The organism is Corynebacterium sp., assembly GCF_030532715.1.
Taxonomy (GTDB): Bacteria; Actinomycetota; Actinomycetes; order Mycobacteriales; family Mycobacteriaceae; genus Corynebacterium.
The window spans coordinates 38,589-58,415 of record NZ_JAUNKO010000004.1 but is presented as its reverse complement, the minus strand read 5'-3'; the positions used below and the strand labels follow the sequence as shown (position 1 = coordinate 58,415).

Sequence of the window (19,827 nt, the reverse complement as noted above, 5' to 3'; positions counted from 1 at the left end):
GCGAAATCCCTCCTACTGTTGCGCCACCTGGCCTACCCCTATGACGTTGCCGCGCACCACCCAGGTTCCCCGACCCGGCGGTTGTGTGACCGGCCGCACCCCAAACAGGGCCCCTTCTTCGCGGTCAGCGTCCAATATCAGCGCCGCGGGAGATTGGTCTTTTACGGCGCTGAGCAGGGCGTCGAAAAGCGCGCGCCCCGCGCCGCCGGATTTGCGCGCAACTACGACGTGCAGGCCAATATCGCGGGCGTGCGGCACGTACTCCACCACAGGTTGGAGCAGGCCCTGCGGCAGCACATCGTAATCGTCGATCACTAGGAATATGTCCGGCCCGGCCCACCACGAACGGCTGTGCAATTCGGCGGGCGTAATATCCGAACCCGGCAACCGGCCGCGCAGCGTCACCCCGAGTTGTGCAATGGCTTTGGCGGCGGCGTCGGTGGTCGCGCAATATGCCGCCAGCATCTGCTCCGGCACCGCGCCGAGGTGGGTGCGGCGGGGGTCGATGAGCACGATTCGCTGGCGGGCAGGCTGCGTCAACCCCGCCATCAACGTGCCCAACAAGGTGGATTTACCGGAACCTTGCGAACCGAAACACACCAGGTGCGGGCTGGACTCCGAATTCCACACCAGGGTTTCCAACCGCGGCCCGCCCACGCCAAACGGAATACCCGCGGCGACCGACGCCGGAAGTTCAGTGCGGGAGATTCGCTGCGGCAGCACCCGCAGCGCGGGCACTCGTGGCTGATCCGCGAGCTGTTGGCACACATGGTGCACGTCTTGGTTGCCGCTGATTGCTACGAGCATGTGTTCACCGGTAGCGGTAAGACCACGACCAGGCAGCTGCGGCAGCTTCAATTGCGCCTTCCTATCGATCACCGAATCCATGGGTTCCGCAAGCCGCAGCTCCACGCGCTGCTGCAACAAGTCCCGAACAACCGGGCGAATGTTGGTCCAGCGCGCTGTGGTCACCACAAGGTGAACGCGGGCAGCCAGCCCGTCCGCCGCAACCCGATTCAGCGGCTCCACCAAATCCTCGAACTCCGTTGCAATCGCATGCCAGCCATTGACCAATAAGAACGTATGCCGATGCTCTGGGGCCGCCAGCAACCCCAGCACCTCATCCACCACGCGCCGCACCCGCTCCGGATCGCTTCTCGACGCCACACCCGCCACATGTGGCACCTTGGACAACCCCGCCAACCCTTCCGCGCCACCGAAATCCAGGATATAAAAACGCAGCTGATCAGTGGTATGGGTAAGCGCCAGTGACAGCACCAGCGTGCGTAGGAAGGTGGTCTTGCCGGTGCGGGGGCTGCCGCAAATCGCCGCATGCCCGGCCGCGCCGGAAAAGTTCATCACCAGCGGATCTTGCCGTTGTTGGTAGGGGCGGTCGATGATGCCCACCACGCAGGCCAGCTTCCCCACATTCGCCACCACGTTTGCCAACGGGATTGCCGGCGGCAGCGGCGGAAGCCAGATCTGGTGGGCCCGCTTCTCCCCTGCGGCTTGGTGCACCGCCGCCACCACCGACTCCAAGAGCGTGACCGTAGGGTGATACGCCTGCTTGCGCGGAGTGTCCGCCACCTCCGGCACGATCCACTGGTGGAAACGCCGCACCGTGGGCCGGGCCTGCCCGTCCGCCGGAGAGGACACCACCGGAAGTTTGCCCGAGACGTACGCCGCTTGGAAACGCACCAAGGATTCTGCGTCGGTGCGCAAATACCCGGCTCCGGGGCAGGCTGGCAGCTGGTAAGCATCAGAGACGCCCAACACCTGACGCGACTCCGCCGCCGAAAAGGTTTTCAAGCCGATCCGGTAGGACAGGTGCGAATCCAACCCGCGCAGCCTGCCCTCCTCGAGCCGTTGGCTAGCCAGCAGCAAATGCATGTGCAGCGAGCGTCCCAGTCTGCCCACCGCCACAAATAAGTCCGCAAAGTCGGGGTGCTGGCCGAGCAATTCGGAAAATTCATCAACCACAATCACGAGCGACGGCAACGGCGCTAGATCCTTGCGTCCCGCCATGCGCGCCGCATTGTAATCCGTCACGTTAGCAAAGTTGCCCGCGGTGCGCAACACCTCCTGCCTGCGGTTCATTTCCCCACTGACGGCGTCATGCATGCGCTCCACTAGCGTCTGTTCCGCAGCTAGGTTCGTAATCACCGCACTAGTGTGCGGTAGCTGCTCCAAGCCAAGGAACGTCGCCCCGCCCTTGAAATCCACCAACACGAAATTCAATTCGTCCGGGTCATGGGTGGCCGCCAGCGCCAACACCAGCGTTTTCAGTAATTCGGATTTCCCAGAGCCAGTCGCGCCGATGCACAAGCCGTGCGGCCCGACGCCGCCCAACGCCGACTCCTTCATATCCAACAACACTGGGGCACCGGAATCGTAAGCCACACCGATCGGCACCGTCAGGTGGCCGAAATGCGCACACTGATCCCACAAACGATCCGGGTGCTGCAATTGCATTGGGCTGAGCCCCACCAACCCCAAGAAATCGCGCGGCAGGTTGGAGCGGTCGGCGTCGACGGGACGTCGACAAGCGGCTAACGCGCGGGCAAGTACCAGCGCCTCCGCCTCGCTCATGCGGTCAGGTTCACCAATAGTTTCGTTACCTTCAACCGTGAATATTTGCAGTTCGTCGCCACAATCAAACGCCAAACCGTCCGCCTGCGCGCGGGAACCCAACACGCTGGAAGCGCGCGAGCCCACGTCAATAATGGTGGTCCACCGCGGATCGTCCACACAATCCTCCGCCCCCTCAGCGGTGGCGGAATCCACCACCAACACCCGATGCACGGCCCCATCAACCGAACGTGCATGCGGCAACCACTTTAACCACTCCCAACCAGCACCCAAGGCCGTCACGGACACCAACTCGGGACCATGGTGAAACACCAATTGGGCGACCAACGCCCGCGCTACATCCCCTGCCGCGGCCCCCGAAAACGCCAAAAACCGAAACGCGCCAAGCTGCACCACCACCGGAACCGACGGCACGGACCCCACCTCATGCACCACGCGACGCAATGACACCGCGCACACTGGGTCCAAATCTTCCGTAGCCCCGGAATCCGGAACCTCCACGGGAGTGCAGAGCGCCGCCGGGCCCAACCCTAAACGCACTTGCAGCGCATCCGGATCGCCCACGGCGCGTTCCCACAACCTGCGGGATGGAACCAACGCCACCAGGTGGCGCGGATCCGGCGCCCGATACAGTTCGCATACCCGCTGATCATGGGCGTTTTCCGCAGCTTGGCTGCGCAGGGCATCCAGATGGCGCATGTACACGCGGCGCTGCTCGTCCGTATCCTCCCCCGGCTGCGGCAAAAACATGGCGAGCATGCCCATGCCCATCATGACCGGAAACAACATCATGCCTGGGTGCATGCCCGCCCCAGCACGGGCGCGGCCAGTGATCACCATCAACACCACCATGCCCACCATCGCAAATACCATCACAAGCGGCATCAACACCCGAATCAATGGTTGTTGCTGCGGGCGCACCGCTGGCGGCACCGGATCGGGGATCAGCGATCCGGTGGGGAGCGAAGGAGCGGGATCACGTTCCGCCAACGTCAACGGAGGCACCACACGGATACGCGGCCCGTGGGTTTGCTGCGGCCCGCGCACCACCGGCGGCTTCGCGTGTGTTGCGCGCCGCGCCGATACGGTGCGCGTCGCGGTAGCAGTGTGCGCGCGGACAGTGCGGGAGGTTTGCGCGGTACGGTGCTGCTGATCGGCCGAATTCCCCATGTAAGTAATCCCCCTTGGGAAGGGTACTGCACCTGTGCGTTATAGAAGTTGCGGCAAGTGTAGATCAGCTCCCCTCAGGCAAGCTGAGATGGGGGTAACACCCGGGGAACCCGACTGGGGTAACGCTGAGCATTCCATGATGGCCGCTCCAAGCGCTCCGCGAGTGGAGAAACACCCCACAACAACCACGGCGCATCGCTGGAAACCACCACGTCACTGCGGGTATTGCCGGGTCGGGATGTGGCTGCGAGACCTGGCAAATCCCCAGTACTGCGAGACCAGGTGCCAGCTGCCAGAAACGTTGATCACTTTGTGGGCTACCCATCGGGAACTGTGAGTTGCCTGGGCAGAGTGTGAGCTGCGCCTTGGGCACTCGACCGCTGGGCGCCGTGTCCGTCCCGCACGCCTCCCCTCAACTGCATAAATAGATAGTTCACTAAGCTTTGGTCCCCCTGTGGTGTCGGTGTGTAGCCGCTGGTGAGCCCACCGTTTTGCGTCCATTGCGTCGTACCTAACACCCCCGCACATCGGGCGCCGCAGTGTTGCGTGTAGAACATGGTCTAAAGCCGCTAGATGATCCCGCCGCAGTGGCTTCTGATGGAGGCAGCCGGTTTCAGGAGGGGCGGAAAATGAGCATGAACACAGTGGTGCATCTGACTGTCCGGTTAGAGGCACCCGGCACGCATCGCAGGCAGGTGGATTTGGTGTTGCCCGCGCATTCCAGCGTTGCCGAGTGTTTGGGCGAAGTGTTACCGATGTTGAAGGCGCCTGCCATTTCCGTACCTTGGCAGCCGTCCACGCCGGCCGGCACCCCACTGTCTGCGACTGCACCGTTGGCAACGTTGCCGTTGACCCACGGGGATATTTTGGTGTTACGCCCGCATGTGGAGCCCCCGGTTCCTACGGTGATTGACGCCGCGGAAGCCCTCGTCAACGTCCCCATGCCTCGCCCAGCCTCACACCTCAGCGCCGCAGCGATGGCCGCTGGCCTCGCCGGACTGTTGTGGTGGGCCGCTACCCTGCAATACCTATCGTGGTTAGCGTTTGCGGCGGGCGCGTTGGTGTGCGTGATCATGCTGGCGGTTTCGGTGCGCGCATCCACCGGTTCACCGTACGCGCGTGTGGTGTTGGCGTCCGGCACGCCGATCCCGGCTGGTTTGGCGGCCTGGAATTACATCACCGAGCACGATACTTCGCCTGCGGCGGTGATTACGGGTGGTTTGACGGCGCTGGCGGCGATGGCCTGCGCGTGTGTGGCCGTGCAGGTGGTGTCGTTGTGTTCAGCTCGGATTAACGCCTGCTGGGGCGCATTGTTACTGGTTGGCGCCTGTGCGGTCGGGGCGTATGGTGTTGCACCTGCGGACGCTCGAGTCGCTGGCGCTGCGGCTGCGTGTGTGGGGGTGGCCCTGGTGGGGCTGCTTGCGGTGCCCACGTTGTCGGTGCATTTGGCGGGTTGTTCCGTGCCGCGTTTGCCGTCAGCCGGGCAGGATTTTGCAGTGGCCGACCACATTCCCCCAGCCGAGCAGGCGCAGGCCAGCGCTCGCCGCGCCGTATTGCTTCACGACGGCGCGGTGCTCGGCCTCAGCATCGCCGGCTCAGCGGGCATCGCGGGCGCGTGCATCTCGTGCGATGCCGACATGGCGCCGTATGTGGCAGCGCTGTGTGTAGCTGCGAGCGCCGCCGTGGGTTTTCATGCGATTCGGCATCGGTCCCCGTGGGCCACGTGGTCGCTGTGGGCGTGGGCATTGATGTGCCTAGTGTGCAGCGTGGCCACTGTCCCTATCGTGGGGTTGCTCCTAGTTAGCGGGTGCGCAAGTAGCGTGTTGTGGGCGCACCTCGCCCCTTCCCTCAATCCGAGTGCAATCAGTTGGTTGGAACGCATCGAGGCGCTCGCGATCGCCGTGGCGTTCCCCCTGGCAGCGCATATTGCTGGGGTGTTTGTAGCCATTCGGGGGTTGGGATGAGCTTTTACATCAAGGCCGTGGTGGCGAGTTTTTTCACGCTGTGCGTGTTGGTGTATCTGTTGAGCCCACCGATCGCACAAGCCGAGGATCCGCCGCCCCCACCGGAGCACACCACGGAGCAGGCACCCGAACCGCGCCCCCAAGTGCAGTGCCCGGAAGCGTCTCCGGTGGAGTCGCTGCCCGCGAAAACAACCAGTGCGTGGACGCGAGCACACGAGTTTGCCACCGGCGCCGGGGTGCGGGTCGCGGTGATTGATACCGGGATTCATCCACACCCCTACCTACCTGAGGTGCGCGCCGTCGCGGACCTTGTCGACGGCGCACAGGGCGACGCCCTCAACGATTGTGACGGGCACGGCACGGTGGTGGCCAGCGTGTTGGCTGGCCGTGGGCCGTTAGATGGCGTCGCCCCCGATATTGAAATATTGAGCATTAAGCAGAGCTCGAATTTTGCCCCCAATGCCTCCACCGCGGGCACCCTAGATTCGTTGGCGGACGCGATTGAGCTTGCAATCGATCGCGGCGCCCAGATTATTAACGTATCGGTGGTGTCGTGTGTGCCGGGCCGTGGTGAGCCGATGGAGACAGTCTTGGACCAATCGCTGGCTCGCGCCGAGGCGGAAAACGTTGTGGTGGTGGCCGCGGCGGGCAATGTTACAGCGGAGTGCCAGCCCGATTCTGCGGTGCTACCAGCGCATTCACCGACCGTGTTAGCGGTGAGCGCAAGCAACGATGCGCACGGCATTGCGCCGTATAGCATTCCGGTGCTGGAGGACCATCCGCAAGTCGCGGCCTCCGGGCATGTGAAGATAGCTGCCAGCCCTCGTGATGAAGGGTTCGTCGGCGGCATGGCCGACCCTCACGGCGGACTCCAGCCCTTCGAGGGGACAAGTTTTGCAGCCCCAGTGGTCACCGGTACTGCGGCGTTGCTCAAACAACGCTTCCCTGACGCAAGCGCAGCAGAAATTCGCAACCGGATCACTACGAGCGCGGCGCATGGAACCGGAAATGTAGACCCATATGCTGCGTTAACTTGGCTGCCTACGAGCGCTCCCCAACGAAACTTGGAACGTGTTAACGTCCCATCAAAAACTCACTCGACGATGACCACCGACCGTGCCGCCCAAGTGGGCATGGCCTTATTATTAGGCGCCGCGCTTTCGACGCTGTTGCTACATCACCATGAAACACCTTAGGCACGACTACGAAAGTCCGGATGAGGCGCTGGCCTAGGAGCCTGCGCCGAGCGGGACGAGGGCATGGACCGGGTCGAGGGCAACGCCCTCCGGCAGCAATTTGATGATGGACCATGGCGCGGGTGTTGGAGATTCGATACCTAGGGCGGCGAGTGCTTCCTCATTGGGAATGGTGTGGCGGGTGCCATGATCGCTGATGACGAGCCAGCCATGACCGGTGTCTACGGGCAGCCCAAGTCCGGGGCCGCGGTAGCTCAGCTTGGGGTTAATGGTTACGCCGGCGGGTGGGGCATCGAGAAGCGCGATATCGCCTTCCTCACCGGTGGCGCACACGTAGCGGTCGGCGGGGTCCAGCCAGGTGCGGGGTGCGGCGGTTGGAAGGTCAACGAAACTGGGGGCATCCGCCAAATTGGTGGGTTCATCGCGGCCCACCGTTCGGGATTGAAAGCCAAGGTCAAGCAGGATATCCCGTTGCAGGTTCGTGAGCCGAATCACCGCATGATCGCGCATGAAGTACGCCTCCCTGTCGGAGGTTTCCCACAACTCACCGCCATCCGGAATCCGCACCTCCGGCTGCTCGGCGATGGTGTTCAGCATATCCGGCGAGGTACCCCACACCGGGGTTTTCGCACTGATGCCTAGGCGACGGCGCACCACCCGCCCCTCCGGAGTATCGCCCGGCGGGAGCGCCTGGCGGCCCTGGGAGGTCACCACGTACGTGACCCCCGCGACCTGCGCAAGAATGGCTTCGCCGCCTTCAATCGGGGTAGGGGCCTGCTCCGCCACCCGCACCTCGATGGCATCACCTGCGGCGCAGGCGGAAAATTGCCAGCGGTGCGTATCGCTGGTGTCGATAACACCGGGAGCATCAATGAGCCCGACGGGCACACCGCGGGGGATCTCAGCAAGCACCTCGTTGGAAGCGCGGGCCGGCTGCTCCGGGGCCCCGGCGATCAATTGTGCGGACGTAAGGTTCAACACCGGATGCAGTCGATCATCTATTCGGACGTATAGCGCGCCAGTGTCCGCCACCACGATTGGCGCCTCGCCGGGATCCACCCGCGGCACAAACAACGCCAACGCCCCCGCACCCAAACACAACAACACGCACGCAACCCCACCGAACAACGCGGCACGACGGCGGCGCGCAAGCGGATCGTGGATCATGCGGGTATCACCAAGCACAAGACCATGCTCAATACGACGCAAGAAAAACTTATGTCCAGACACCTGCGCCTGTGTTGTGGGCAAAAGAATACGCTGATAAGGCACTGAAGAACTCCCCGGGGGCTGGGCCCTGAATCACTGCTACGTTACCCTGCACAGATGCGACATTGGTGCCACTTCAACATTTTTTGGCAAAACCGCAAAATTCCCGCCGGAAAACAGTAAATTCCCTCCCCAAACTACCCCCAATTAGGGGAAAATTTCAGGTTGCGCCATGCCGTTTTTTTGCGGTTTCGACACAGCATATTCCCTACTCACGCGGCATGCATTCCGCAGCCTCCGCGATTGTACCGTAGCACATTGAGGTTTTCCACACCCTTGAACCAAACTAAATAAGGGGGAGACAATGGGCTCAGCCTGCCCGTTTGGCTGGCGCGACATCGAGGAAAGGTCCCAGCAATGCTCTCTTGGTTCGACACGGCTTTCTACAACTTATCTTGGAACCTCGGCTCCTTCGGCTGGGGGGACTGCTGGTGGGTCGACGACTGCTAGCACCTCCCGGTAGCACCACACTGAACAAGCCCCCTTGAACAGCGCCAAGGGGGCTTGCTCGCGGCACAGGGCCAAGCTCAGGCTAATTCGCCGGGTGCGCCACCCAGTGATCGTTAATGTCCTCCAGCTTCAGTGGCACCGACGGAGGCTTGGTAGGCCGATGATAGTAAGGCTGGTCGAATTCCTCTGGGGTGAGGGCCTTGCCAGCCAGCCCCTTCGTCCGCAGTTCCGGAAGCCGCTCCGGCGAGTTGCCGCGCGTGCGCATTTGATCAAGCTGAGCATCCGTAAACCGGTCATTCACGGCGAAAATCACCACGTGCCGGTCCTTGTACACCGGAGTAACGCCCGCGGTGCTCCACAGCCCTTGCTCCATGGGAAGCAGCGGCTCTTGGAAGGCCCAGAAACTGGGGGGCGAAACGATGATATAGCCGATGTTCAGCCTGCGGGCAGCCTCGTCCGCAAGGTTGAGTTCGTCGGCGTCACCGTTAGCGCCCATGCCCAACTTATCGGGGTGCCAGTACACCATGTTCGTCGCCGAGCTCAGCCCCGTGGAGGGCCACAGGTAGTGCGGAAACAGCATGGGAAGGTTGTTGTACGGATACGCCCAGCCCGAGCCTTCCGCCGGGTTGGACAAAATCAGCCCTTCATAGGCGTGTGGTTGCCGCGCCAACCATCGGTACGCTTTCAGGTCTGTTTCGCTCACCATGCGCCCGTCGCGGGCGGACACGATCGCCCACTCGGTGCCATCGTGGAGGTCTACCGCGACCCGCTGCGCCAGCGACCACCCAGCGATCAGCGCGCCAATCACGGACAGCGTAATGGAGAGCTGCTGGTAGCGTTTCACGGTGCCCAGCAGCACTAGGCGCAGCGTCACAGCAATAGCTACACCGACGTACGCAAAGGTGATCATGGCCACCGGCATAATCAACCTGTGGGCCGTGTTGTAGTGCAGCGCACCGACGGATTCCAACCACTCGCCCCAGGGTTTTTCAAACGGGCGCAGCGAATTGACGGTAATCCACACGCTCAACGCGTAACACGCGGGTAGCCACAGGTTGCGGCGCCACAGCAAAGCCAAGATTGCGCCCGCCCCCGCAAACCACAGCACCCAGGTGGGGTTCGGCACCTCGTCGGTGTGCCGAGTCATCATTTCGATGGCCATCCACCACGACTGGTCCCGGGAAACGTTTTCCGTTGCCGTAAACGACTTCACTTCTTCGCTCTGGCCCGCGCCAGCCAACAGCTGTGGCAGAAACACGCCGAGGGCGACAATGCCGGCACCGGCCAGCATGCCCAGATCCGCGAGCCGATACCACAGGTGCTGCTTGCCGCTCGTGGGACGCTTGGATGGCACCCACACCAGCCACAACAACCACCAGCACGCCAACCCCAAAACTACAATGGTGGCGGCCGAGGGGTGTGTTTGCACCATGCCGATAAACGCCACCGCCGCGGCGAACGCCCGGATTTTCACCGCCGGGACAGACATAAACAACGCGAGCACGATGCCAGTCATGGCCACCGCCGCTACGTACGGCCACGCGCCCACATAATGCCCAATCCAATACAGCACCGGGCTGCCGTAGGAAGCAATCGCGGCCAATCCCGCCGCCATCTGCGCGGACAGTCCCCGATTGTTTAAAATGCGCCACGCCAGCAGCCCCACCGACAGCGGCAGCGCCAACGCAGGCAACACAATGGCAGTGATGTTCGTTGCGGCAATCGGCGAGATTCCGGCGTACTCCGCCACCAAGTAAGCACCCGCGTGCCAGGCGGAGGGATAGTACAGCGGCGCGAGGCTTTCCAAATTTTGCAGCTCGCCCATGCGGGTCGGGGACGCAACACCCGTTTCAAGGATGAACCGAATGACGCTGGCGTGCCAATGCACGTCCCAGCCTTGGTAGATGTTGTCCATGCCGTAGCGAGTTTCCGCAAGCAACCCCAAGGAACGCGCCATCAACATCCAGGCGGCCACAATCGCCCCCAGGCCAGGCAATACCCAGCGGGGGTCAATAATGCTGCCTTCCCGCCACGGCTCCCAAAATCTCGGCTTCGGCGCCACAACCAGCGGTTTCTTTGGATCAGGATCGGGTTCTGGAGGGTGCTTCGCGGCGCGTTGGGCGCGGCGTCGATAGGCGAAAAATGCGCCCCGCCACGCGCCAGCCAAGAGCAGCGCAACCGCAAACACCAGCAATACCGACGAACCGGTAAAGGAGTATTGGGTCATCCCGTACAACCACGCGGCAAACCCAAACACCCCGAAGCTTACGGGTACCGAAGCCGCCGCAGCCCACGGAGCCTTCAACCCAGAAACCCAGGACAGCAGGAAACCGGGAACGGTAAACACCGCAACCGCTACCATCGCCGCGCCATAGATTTCCATCTCGGCTTACCAACTCCTCACCTGATACACACCAGCGCCAAAAGGCTTCCTCAACCCTATGCCATGCCGACCTAAAAATTTAGTTAGCCCAGATTATTGTGGTCAACCTTCCAAGGTACGCACATTTCGCGTAACCGTAGCCCGTTCCGCCAAAAACTCGTCCGCAGGATAGTCCACGCCAACCAACGATAAACCCTTTGCCGCCGCCACCGGAACCGCGGAAGAACGCACACGGTGCTGCAACAACTCTGCCGCGAATCCCAGGCTGCGGCGTCCCTCCCCCACCGCCAAACACGCGCCGACAAGCGAACGCACCATCGACCAACAAAACGCGTCCGCACACACGTGCGCCTCATATAGCTGCGGTTCGAGGTCCGTGGACTTATCTTCCCACGAAAACACCTCCAAATTCCGCACCGTGGTCGCATTCGGCCGGTGTTTGCAAAACGCCGCGAAATCGTGCAAACCGCGCAAGGAATCCGCCTCCGCCTGCATCACCGCGACGTCGACCGGCTTCGGCCAGTGCGTCGTATCCCGCGCCCGCGTCGGCAACGCACCCCGCGGATGCGTGGTCACCCGATATAGATAATGCCTACGCAACGCCGAGAAGCGCGCGTCAAACCCCGGTGGGGCTACCGAAATCTCCCGCACTCGCACGTCCTCCGGCAGCACCTTCGCCAACCTTCGAACCAACCGCCGCGGGTCCCCCTCAATACTGCGCTGGCTTAACGACGCCGCCGGAACGTCGCAATGCGCCACCTGAAAGGCCGCATGCACTCCGGCGTCCGTCCGCCCCGCCACCGTCAAACGCACATCAGTGCGCAAGATCATGGCCAATGTGGATTCCAGCGTCCCCTGGACCGTACGCAACGGCTCCCCACCCTCTGGCCGTACTTGGGTCTGGCTAGCCCAACCGTGAAAATCAGTCCCATCGTAGGACAAATCCAGCCGTAGGCGAAGAGTATCAGTCACGTCGACCAATTCTACTAACCTTTCCTTTGAGGCCAATTCATTTGCAGGTTGCGGGTGAGTTCCAGCGCTGGATGATGAGAATCCACCGGTACCGATGCGAACAAACATGGCCCCTCAAAACGCAACACCCGCAGCCGAAATCGGATCTGCGGGTGCACGCGGAGTACCTAGCTAAAGGTTATTTTTCCTCAGTGGTCTCCTCGGCTTTGGTTTCCTCAGCTTTGGTTTCCTCAGCCTCAGTCTCTTCGACCTTGACCTCTTCAGCCTTGGCTTCTTCAGCCTTCTTGGCAGCGGCAGCCCGAGCAGTACGGGTTGCTTCGGTGCTCACGGTCGGCTCGAGAACGAGCGCGATTTGAGACATGGGGGCGTTGTCGCCCTTCCGGTTTTCCAGCTTGATGATGCGGGTGTAGCCACCCTCGCGGCCCTCAAACTTCGGCGCAAGTTCATTGAACAGGTGCGCGACAACAGTCTTGTTGGGGATGCGCTTGAGCACATTGCGGCGATCGGCAAGCGTACCTGCCTTGGCCTTGGTAATGAGCTTTTCCACGTACGGACGCAGCAACTTCGCCTTGGTGTCCGTGGTTTTAATAGCGCCGTGCTCGATCAGTTGCGCAGCCAGGTTCGAAAGAATCTTCTTCTGGTGGCTGGCAGAACCGCCGAGCCGGGGGCCCTTCTTGGGCTTAGGCATGATGTACTCCTCGTGTACGAATATGTGAGCGCGGTGGGCTCAAGGCCCTACCATGAGTGCTTTCTACTCGGAATCTTCCGCGTCGAGGTCGATGAAGTCACCGGTTTCCGCGTCGTACCCCTCCAAGGTGGTGGGGTCAAAATCTTCGGGAGCGTCCTTCAAGGTCAGGCCCAAGCCAGCGAGCTTGATTTTGACCTCATCAATGGACTTCTGGCCGAAGTTGCGGATATCCAGCAGGTCGGACTCATTGCATTCAGCGAGTTCGCCAACGGTGTGGATTTCCTGGCGCTTCAAGCAATTGTAGGAACGAACGGAGAAGTTCAGGTCCTCAATCGGGGTGCTGTAGGCGGCGATGTGCTCGGTCTCCTGCGGAGAGGGGCCGATCTCAATGCCTTCAGCGGCGGAGTTCAGCTCGCGTGCGAGGCCGAACAGCTCGACGAGGGTTTTGCCAGCAGATGCCATGGCGTCACGAGCGGAGATCGAATTCTTGGTCTCAATATCAATGATGAGCTTGTCAAAGTCGGTGCGCTGCTCGACACGAGTAGCTTCCACCTTGTAGCTCACCTTCAGCACTGGAGAATAAATCTGATCCACCGGAATGCGGCCGATTTCCCCGGCACCGCCGTACATGGTGGCGGGCACGTAACCGCGACCGCGTTCGACGACCAATTCGATATTGAGGCTGCCCTGCTCATTGAGCGTTGCGATGTGCATATCCGGGTTGTGGATCTCCACATCGGCGGGCACTTCAATGTCACCAGCGGTGACAACGCCCTCTCCTTCTTTGCGGAGGTACATGACCACCGGCTCGTCGGAAGTGGAGGAAAGCACCAGGCCCTTAATGTTCAGGATGATGTCCGAGACATCTTCCTTCACACCGTTAATGGTGGTGAATTCGTGCAGCACACCGTCAATTTTGACGCTGGTAACTGCGGCCCCCGGGATGGAGGACAGCAGCGTACGACGCAAGGAATTACCCAGGGTGTAGCCGAAACCAGGTTCGAGCGGTTCGATGGTGAACCGGGAGCGAGCCGGGCCGACGTACTCCTCGTTCAGGATAGGACGCTGGGAAATGAGCATGGGATTCGTTCTCCTTCAATGACGCCCGCTATATGACGTCTATTGGCAACGGATGAATTGAAGATTCCTTACTGCTGTTGCAAAAACAGCAGCGAAATTACTTCGAGTAGAACTCGACGATGAGCTGCTCTTGCAGCGGAACGTCGATCTGGGCGCGCTCGGGCAACTGGTGCACGAGGATGCGCAGGGTGGATGGAACGACCTGCAACCAGGCCGGGACGATGGCGTCGACGAGGTTTTCTTGTGCCTCTTCGAACCACAGCATCTTCCGGGACTTCTCACGCACGTCAATGATGTCGTACTGGGAAACCTGGAAGGAAGGAACGTTTACCTTCTTGCCGTTGACGGTGAAGTGACCGTGGGAGACAAGCTGGCGTGCCTGGCGGCGCGTGCGAGCCAGACCAGCGCGATAGACCACGTTGTCCAGACGGGACTCGAGCAGGATGACCAGGTTTTCGCCGGTCTTGCCGGGGCGTCGATTAGCTTCAGCGTAGTAGCGGCGGAATTGCTTTTCCATGACGCCGTAGGTGAAGCGTGCCTTCTGCTTTTCCTGCAGCTGCAGCAAGTACTCGGATTCCTTGATGCGGGCGCGGCCGGCCTGCCCCGGGGGGTACGGGCGACGTTCAAACGCCACATCTCCGCCGACGAGGTCGACGCGGAGGCGGCGGGACTTACGGGTTGCGGGGCCAGTATAACGAGCCATGATGAGTAACCTTTCCTTTCCCTGCTAGACGCGGCGACGCTTCGGCGGACGGCAACCGTTGTGCGGCTGCGGAGTCACATCGTTGATCGTGCCAACCTCAAGGCCAGCGGCCGAGAGGGAACGGATAGCGGTTTCGCGGCCCGAGCCCGGACCCTTGACGTAGACGTCAACCTTCTTCATGCCATGCTCCATCGCCTTGCGGGCAGCGTTTTCGGCGGCCATCTGCGCAGCGAACGGGGTGGACTTGCGGGAACCCTTGAAGCCAACGTGGCCGGAGGATGCCCAAGAAATCACGGCACCGTGCGGATCGGTGATCGACACGATGGTGTTGTTAAACGTGGACTTAATGTAAGCGGCACCATGTGCCACATTCTTTTTTACGACGCGGCGGCCAGTGCGGCGCGCGCCAGAGCGTGCTTTAGGAGGCATGGATTACTTCTTCTTTCCGGCGATCGTCTTCTTCGGACCCTTACGCGTACGCGCATTGGTCTTGGTGCGCTGGCCACGAACAGGCAGGCCGCGGCGGTGGCGCAGACCCTGGTAGCAACCGATTTCGATCTTGCGACGAATATCGGCCTGGACCTGGCGGCGCAGGTCGCCTTCCACCTTCCAGGTAGCTTCGATCACGTCACGCAGAGCAGCGATCTGCTCATCGGTGAGGTTATCGGTGCGCAGGTCAGGAGAGATGCCGGTCTCTTCCAGCAGCTTGGCGGCACGGGCTGGGCCGATGCCATAGATGTAAGTGAGAGCGACCTCCATGCGCTTGTTGCGCGGCAGGTCAACTCCAGCAAGGCGTGCCATGTGGCAGTGTCCTTTCCGGTTGTTACGGTGGTTTTCTCCTTATTCGTCCCCGCCAGACGATGCTTTGCCCGGGCGGATGCCGGACGGTGGATCGCGGTTCCACGAGGCTTCAGCCACCGATGCCGAAGGTGAAGAAAACAGACTCAACCCGCAACGGGAAAGTCTGCCTAGAATAAGGAGGCTTGAAAGTTCTACTTGTAGCGGTAGACGATGCGACCTCGAGTCAGGTCGTACGGAGACAGCTCCACAACGACGCGATCCTCGGGGAGGATACGGATGTAGTGCTGGCGCATCTTGCCACTGATGTGCGCAAGAACCTTATGACCGTTGTCAAGCTCGACACGGAACATTGCATTTGGCAAGGGCTCAACAATGCGTCCCTCAACCTCGATTGCGCCTTCCTTTTTAGCCATATCCTCTGCTTTTCCCCGGCTCAGACTGCCGGATGGGTGTCATATGCTACGCTGGTGCGACTGTACACAGCTCACACCAACTAGTAACCCTACACGCCACCTGCGTGTTTCCCAAATGGTCGAGGCGTGAGCTGCCACACGCCACCTAAGAAACTCACATTCTGGCTTCATTGTGCGTTACGGAAAACCACGCACGGACTTGAAATTAAGCCCCGAACATGCGAATGCGGCCAGGCGCAAGAAAAACTCACGCGCCCAGCCGCCGAAACTTCAGCGTCCTAGTAGACGTACACCATGTCGCCGACCTGCAGGTCATTGAAGTAGGTGACCGCGTCGTTGTGATTGAGGTGAATACAACCATGAGACAGCAGATTCACGTCACCCTCATGGAACGCAATGCCATTGTTGGTGAAATACACCGAGAACGGCATGGGGGCGTTGTTGAATTCGCGGCTGATCTCGTTTTGCACTTTACGCGTCACGTGGTGCGTGCCGCGCGGGGTCTCCCAACCTTGAGCACCAGAAGACATCGGGACCGCCCCGTATGAAACTTGACCATTGCGTTGCAGCCAGGTGCGCTGACCCGCGAGGTCAATACACGCGCGGGCAGCTGGCGGGCACGAACCCGTATCAAAACCGGGGTTCGCCACCGGCGCGGCGGGAGCTGGGGCGGTACGCTCCTGGATCAAGCCGGGGAACGCCCCGTTGACAACGTTGTCCACCGAACCACGTGCAGCATCAGCCATCTGCGGGGGAAGCCCCGAGACTCCCTGGTGCACCGCGTTGCGGGCATCCCAAGCGGATTGCCGCATGCCTTGGTTCACGGCATCACTGGATCCGGCGACGGAGGCGGACAGCGGGTTCGCGCCGGCGAGCGCCGGATTGGAAATTAACCCGACCATCGCAACGCCTGACGAGGCGCACGCTGCGGTGCGGATCTTAGCTGCCGAAGGCTTTGCATGACGTGGTTTATAGAACATGGTTAGATAGCCTATACCAAACCACTCATTTAGTTAAGTATTTGCGCGTTTTTTCACAGTAATTACTTACCTATTGGGTGTGTAGTGAGGGGGCACGCTAGGTGCGCGGCGTCAAGATCCGCGGGCCGTGTGCTGTGGCAGCGACGGTGTGCTCCCAATGGGACGACCAGGATCCATCGAGGGTGACCACGGTCCAGTCGTCGTCAAGCACGGCGGAATCAGTCGTGCCAAGCGTGAGCATAGGTTCGATGGCCAGCACGCTGCCTTCCTGAATGATCGGGCCCCGCCCGCCACGTCCCTCGTTCGCGAGGAATGGATCTTCATGCATCGTTCGGCCGATGCCATGGCCGCCGTAACCTTCCACAATGCCAAGTGCCACACCAAAGCGCTTCTCCGCTTGACGCGTCGCCATTTCCAGTGCGTGGGAAACATCCGTGAGCCGGTTACCCGGGATCATTGCCTTCAGCCCCTCGTATAGGACCCACTCGGTGGCTTCATTGAGGGCCTGGGTCTCGGCGTCGAGCTCACCAATGCCGAAAGTCCAAGCGGAATCACCAACCCAACCTTCAAAGGTCACGCCGCAGTCGATGGACACGAGGTCGCCGGGTTTCAGCACCGTATCCGCGCTGGGGATGCCATGCACAATCACCTCATTCACGGATGCGCAAATAGATGCCGGGAACCCCTCATACCCCAAGAAGGTGGGGACGCCGCCGGCGCTGCGAATGATGTCTTCAGCCACGGCGTCGAGATCCAACGTGGTCACCCCGGGCCCTGCCGCGGCCCGCACCGCTTGGAGGGCCTTTCCTACGATTTCCCCCGCCGCCTGCATCGCATCCAACTCTGCTGGAGTTTTCGCCGCGATCTTCTTCTTTGAGCGAAAGCCCATAACGCTACCCTTGTTCAACTTTCCTATTCTCAGTGCACCAATTGTGCACGCAACGTGGACTCATGCTAGACGCAGTGCGATCGCAGCACCAAAGCCGCCGGCTGGCCAACCAAAAAATCACCCCGCCACCCGCACCGGGCAACGAGGCGACTATGTGTGCGTATTAGGCGTCGAGCGCCGCAAGGGTTCGTTCGAGGATTTCCGCGACCGTACCTTCGGCTTCGATGGTGATCAGCTGGTCACCATAGTGTCCGATCAGGGGCGCAGTCTCGTCGCGGTACACGCCAAGCCGAGTCCGAATGGTTTCCTCGTTATCGTCGGCCCGCCCGCGAGAAAGCATGCGTCCCACCACCACGTCTTCAGAAACTCGGTATTCCACAACGCCGTCCAACGTGTGGCCGTGCTTGGCTAGGATGCCTTCCAGCAATTCCGCTTGCTCAACGGTGCGCGGAAATCCGTCCAACAGGAAACCGTTGGCAGCGTCCGCCTCCTCGAGGCGAGATTCCACCATCCGTGCGGTCACGTCGGTTGGAACAAGTTTGCCAGCGTCGATGTACTGTTTGGCTTCGATTCCCAACGGGGTGCCCTCGCCGATGTTGGCGCGGAATAGATCTCCGGTGGAAATGTGCGGCACACCCAGACGCTCGGAGAGGATGGCGGCCTGGGTGCCTTTGCCGGCACCGGGGGGACCAAGGAGGACGAGTCTCATTTGAGGAACCCTTCATAGTTACTTTGCAGGAGCTGACTCTCAATCTGCTTCACCGTGGTCAGCGCCACAGAAACAAGAATCAGGATCGCGGTACCGCCGAAGGGGGTCGAGCCAGCGTTCGTGGTCCCCACTCCCAGGTCCAGCATAATGTTCGGCAACACTGCGATAATTCCAAGGTACAGGGCGCCCACGAACAGGAGGCGATTCATCACATATCCGAGATATTGTGCGGTAGGTCGCCCCGGCCGAATGCCCGGAATGAAACCACCGTACTTTTTCATGTTATCTGCCTGCTCAGCTGGGTCGTACTGCACGGATACGTAGAAGTACGAGAAGAAGATAATCAGCACAAAGTACAGCAAAATGTACTGCCACGAAGAGGGGGTCTGCAGGAACTGGATCACGTTCCGCTGCCACCAGTTATCACTCACTTGCGTCTGCCCGGACTGCACAATCTGGGTGATCAGCACCGGCACATAGATAAGCGAGGAAGCGAAGATCACGGGGATCACGCCCGCCTGGTTCACCTTCAACGGCAGGTAGGTGGAGGTGCCACCGTATTGGCGGCGGCCCACCATACGCTTGGCGTATTGGACGGGGATGCGGCGTTGGCCTTGCTCAATAAACACCACGCCCACCACGAGGATGATCACTGCCACCAGCACCATGGCGAAGATGCCGCCGCCGGAGCTGGAGAGGATGCCCGCGCCGTCGGACGGCAAGCGGGTGGCAATGCCCGCGAAAATCAGCAGGGACATGCCGTTGCCGATGCCCTTTTCTGTCATCAGCTCGCCGATCCACATGACCAGCACGGCGCCGGCGGTCATGGTAAGTACCAGCACCACCAGGTCGAACACGCCACGGTCTGCGCGCAATACTTCCACGCCGGAGCCCAGCAATTGCCCGCGGTCCGCCAGGGCCACAATGCCTGCGGATTGCAGCAATGCGAGGCCAACCGTCAGGTACCGGGTGTATTGCATCATCTTGGACTGGCCGGATTGGCCTTCCTTTTTCAGCTCTTCAAAGTGCGGAATCACCACGGTGAGCAATTGCACGATAATGGAGGCCGTGATGTACGGCATGATGCCGATGGCAAAGATTGAAAGTTGCAGCAGTGCGCCACCAGAAAACAGGTTAATCAGCGAATACACACTGGATTGGTCTTGCGTGAGTTCCCGCAGACGACCACTAATAGACGCGTAATCTACGCCCGGTGACGGGATTTGGGCACCGATCCGATACAGCACGATCATGGCGATCGTAAACAGGATCTTTTTGCGCAGATCAGCGTCCTTAAATGCCGATACTAAGGCGGACACATATCCTCCTGGCCACCCACTTAGGTGCCGTGAATAGTCCCGAGTGGGCAGGTTGTGTGATTAGTTAGGTTCGGCGCACCACGTCCGGCGCGCCCAAGTTCATAGACTGCACAATCCTAGCAGCATCGCCCTTGTCGTGCCCACCTTGGTCCCCATCAGCGGCTCCTTAGGTTGGCTCACCTCACTGTTTCGCCGCGCGTGCGACGGTTTCAGCTTCCCCACGTATCGACGCCCCTCCTCCCCCACCAACGC

General features: G+C 61.0%; 16 protein-coding genes. 2 read left to right on the top strand and 14 right to left on the bottom strand.

The genetic code is table 11. The features are described from left to right. Positions 1-12: 12 nt before the first annotated feature. A complete protein-coding gene (gene eccCa / locus Q4D83_RS07200) occupies positions 13-3,759 on the bottom strand; it encodes a type VII secretion protein EccCa (RefSeq protein WP_303174264.1) in 3,747 nt (1,248 codons plus the stop codon). Between the two features lie 629 nt (positions 3,760-4,388). Here eccCa and eccD point away from each other — a divergent pair. After that, positions 4,389-5,723, top strand: a complete 1,335-nt coding sequence (eccD, locus tag Q4D83_RS07195; RefSeq protein WP_303174262.1) for a type VII secretion integral membrane protein EccD — start codon at positions 4,389-4,391, stop codon at positions 5,721-5,723. Beyond that, a complete protein-coding gene (locus tag Q4D83_RS07190; RefSeq protein ID WP_303174260.1) occupies positions 5,720-6,919 on the top strand; it encodes a S8 family serine peptidase in 1,200 nt (399 codons plus the stop codon). The genes eccD and Q4D83_RS07190 overlap by 4 nt, the downstream gene beginning before the upstream one ends. A 33-nt stretch (positions 6,920-6,952) precedes the next feature. On the opposite strand, the gene eccB is transcribed toward Q4D83_RS07190, so the two are convergent. From eccB to secY, 13 genes are all read right to left on the bottom strand, one after another. Continuing rightward, on the bottom strand, positions 6,953-8,191 hold the full coding sequence (gene eccB / locus Q4D83_RS07185) for a type VII secretion protein EccB (RefSeq protein WP_303174258.1): 1,239 nt from the start codon (positions 8,189-8,191) through the stop codon (positions 6,953-6,955). Between the two features lie 529 nt (positions 8,192-8,720). Further along, positions 8,721-11,021 (bottom strand): DUF6541 family protein, encoded by a 2,301-nt coding sequence (locus Q4D83_RS07180; RefSeq protein ID WP_303174257.1) that lies wholly within the window; start codon positions 11,019-11,021, stop codon positions 8,721-8,723. A gap of 102 nt (positions 11,022-11,123) precedes the next feature. Next, positions 11,124-11,993 carry a tRNA pseudouridine(38-40) synthase TruA gene (locus Q4D83_RS07175; protein WP_303174255.1) on the bottom strand — a complete coding sequence of 290 codons (870 nt, stop codon included), beginning with the start codon at positions 11,991-11,993 and terminating at the stop codon, positions 11,124-11,126. A gap of 178 nt (positions 11,994-12,171) precedes the next feature. Continuing rightward, positions 12,172-12,681, bottom strand: a complete 510-nt coding sequence (gene rplQ / locus Q4D83_RS07170; RefSeq protein ID WP_303174253.1) for a 50S ribosomal protein L17 — start codon at positions 12,679-12,681, stop codon at positions 12,172-12,174. A gap of 63 nt (positions 12,682-12,744) precedes the next feature. Next, complete coding sequence (locus Q4D83_RS07165) at positions 12,745-13,761, bottom strand: DNA-directed RNA polymerase subunit alpha (RefSeq protein ID WP_303174251.1); 1,017 nt, start codon at positions 13,759-13,761, stop codon at positions 12,745-12,747. 97 nt (positions 13,762-13,858) lie between these two features. Then, positions 13,859-14,464 (bottom strand): 30S ribosomal protein S4, encoded by a 606-nt coding sequence (rpsD, locus tag Q4D83_RS07160; protein ID WP_146325345.1) that lies wholly within the window; start codon positions 14,462-14,464, stop codon positions 13,859-13,861. Between the two features lie 24 nt (positions 14,465-14,488). Beyond that, positions 14,489-14,893, bottom strand: coding sequence for a 30S ribosomal protein S11 (rpsK, locus tag Q4D83_RS07155; RefSeq protein WP_303174247.1), 405 nt, complete (start codon positions 14,891-14,893; stop codon positions 14,489-14,491). Between the two features lie 3 nt (positions 14,894-14,896). After that, positions 14,897-15,265: a 30S ribosomal protein S13 gene (rpsM, locus tag Q4D83_RS07150; RefSeq protein WP_020975609.1), complete on the bottom strand. Its 369-nt coding sequence runs from the start codon at positions 15,263-15,265 to the stop codon at positions 14,897-14,899. Between the two features lie 191 nt (positions 15,266-15,456). Continuing rightward, complete coding sequence (infA, locus tag Q4D83_RS07145; RefSeq protein ID WP_005519800.1) at positions 15,457-15,678, bottom strand: translation initiation factor IF-1; 222 nt, start codon at positions 15,676-15,678, stop codon at positions 15,457-15,459. A 278-nt stretch (positions 15,679-15,956) separates the two neighbouring features. Further along, positions 15,957-16,658, bottom strand: coding sequence for a L,D-transpeptidase (locus tag Q4D83_RS07140; protein ID WP_303174243.1), 702 nt, complete (start codon positions 16,656-16,658; stop codon positions 15,957-15,959). A gap of 97 nt (positions 16,659-16,755) precedes the next feature. Beyond that, positions 16,756-17,547 (bottom strand): type I methionyl aminopeptidase, encoded by a 792-nt coding sequence (gene map / locus Q4D83_RS07135; RefSeq protein WP_303174241.1) that lies wholly within the window; start codon positions 17,545-17,547, stop codon positions 16,756-16,758. Positions 17,548-17,710: 163 nt separating this feature from the next. Further along, a complete protein-coding gene (locus tag Q4D83_RS07130; RefSeq protein WP_303174239.1) occupies positions 17,711-18,256 on the bottom strand; it encodes an adenylate kinase in 546 nt (181 codons plus the stop codon). Beyond that, a complete protein-coding gene (gene secY, locus Q4D83_RS07125; RefSeq protein WP_303174237.1) occupies positions 18,253-19,575 on the bottom strand; it encodes a preprotein translocase subunit SecY in 1,323 nt (440 codons plus the stop codon). Before secY ends, Q4D83_RS07130 begins: the two co-directional genes overlap by 4 nt. Positions 19,576-19,827: the final 252 nt, after the last annotated feature.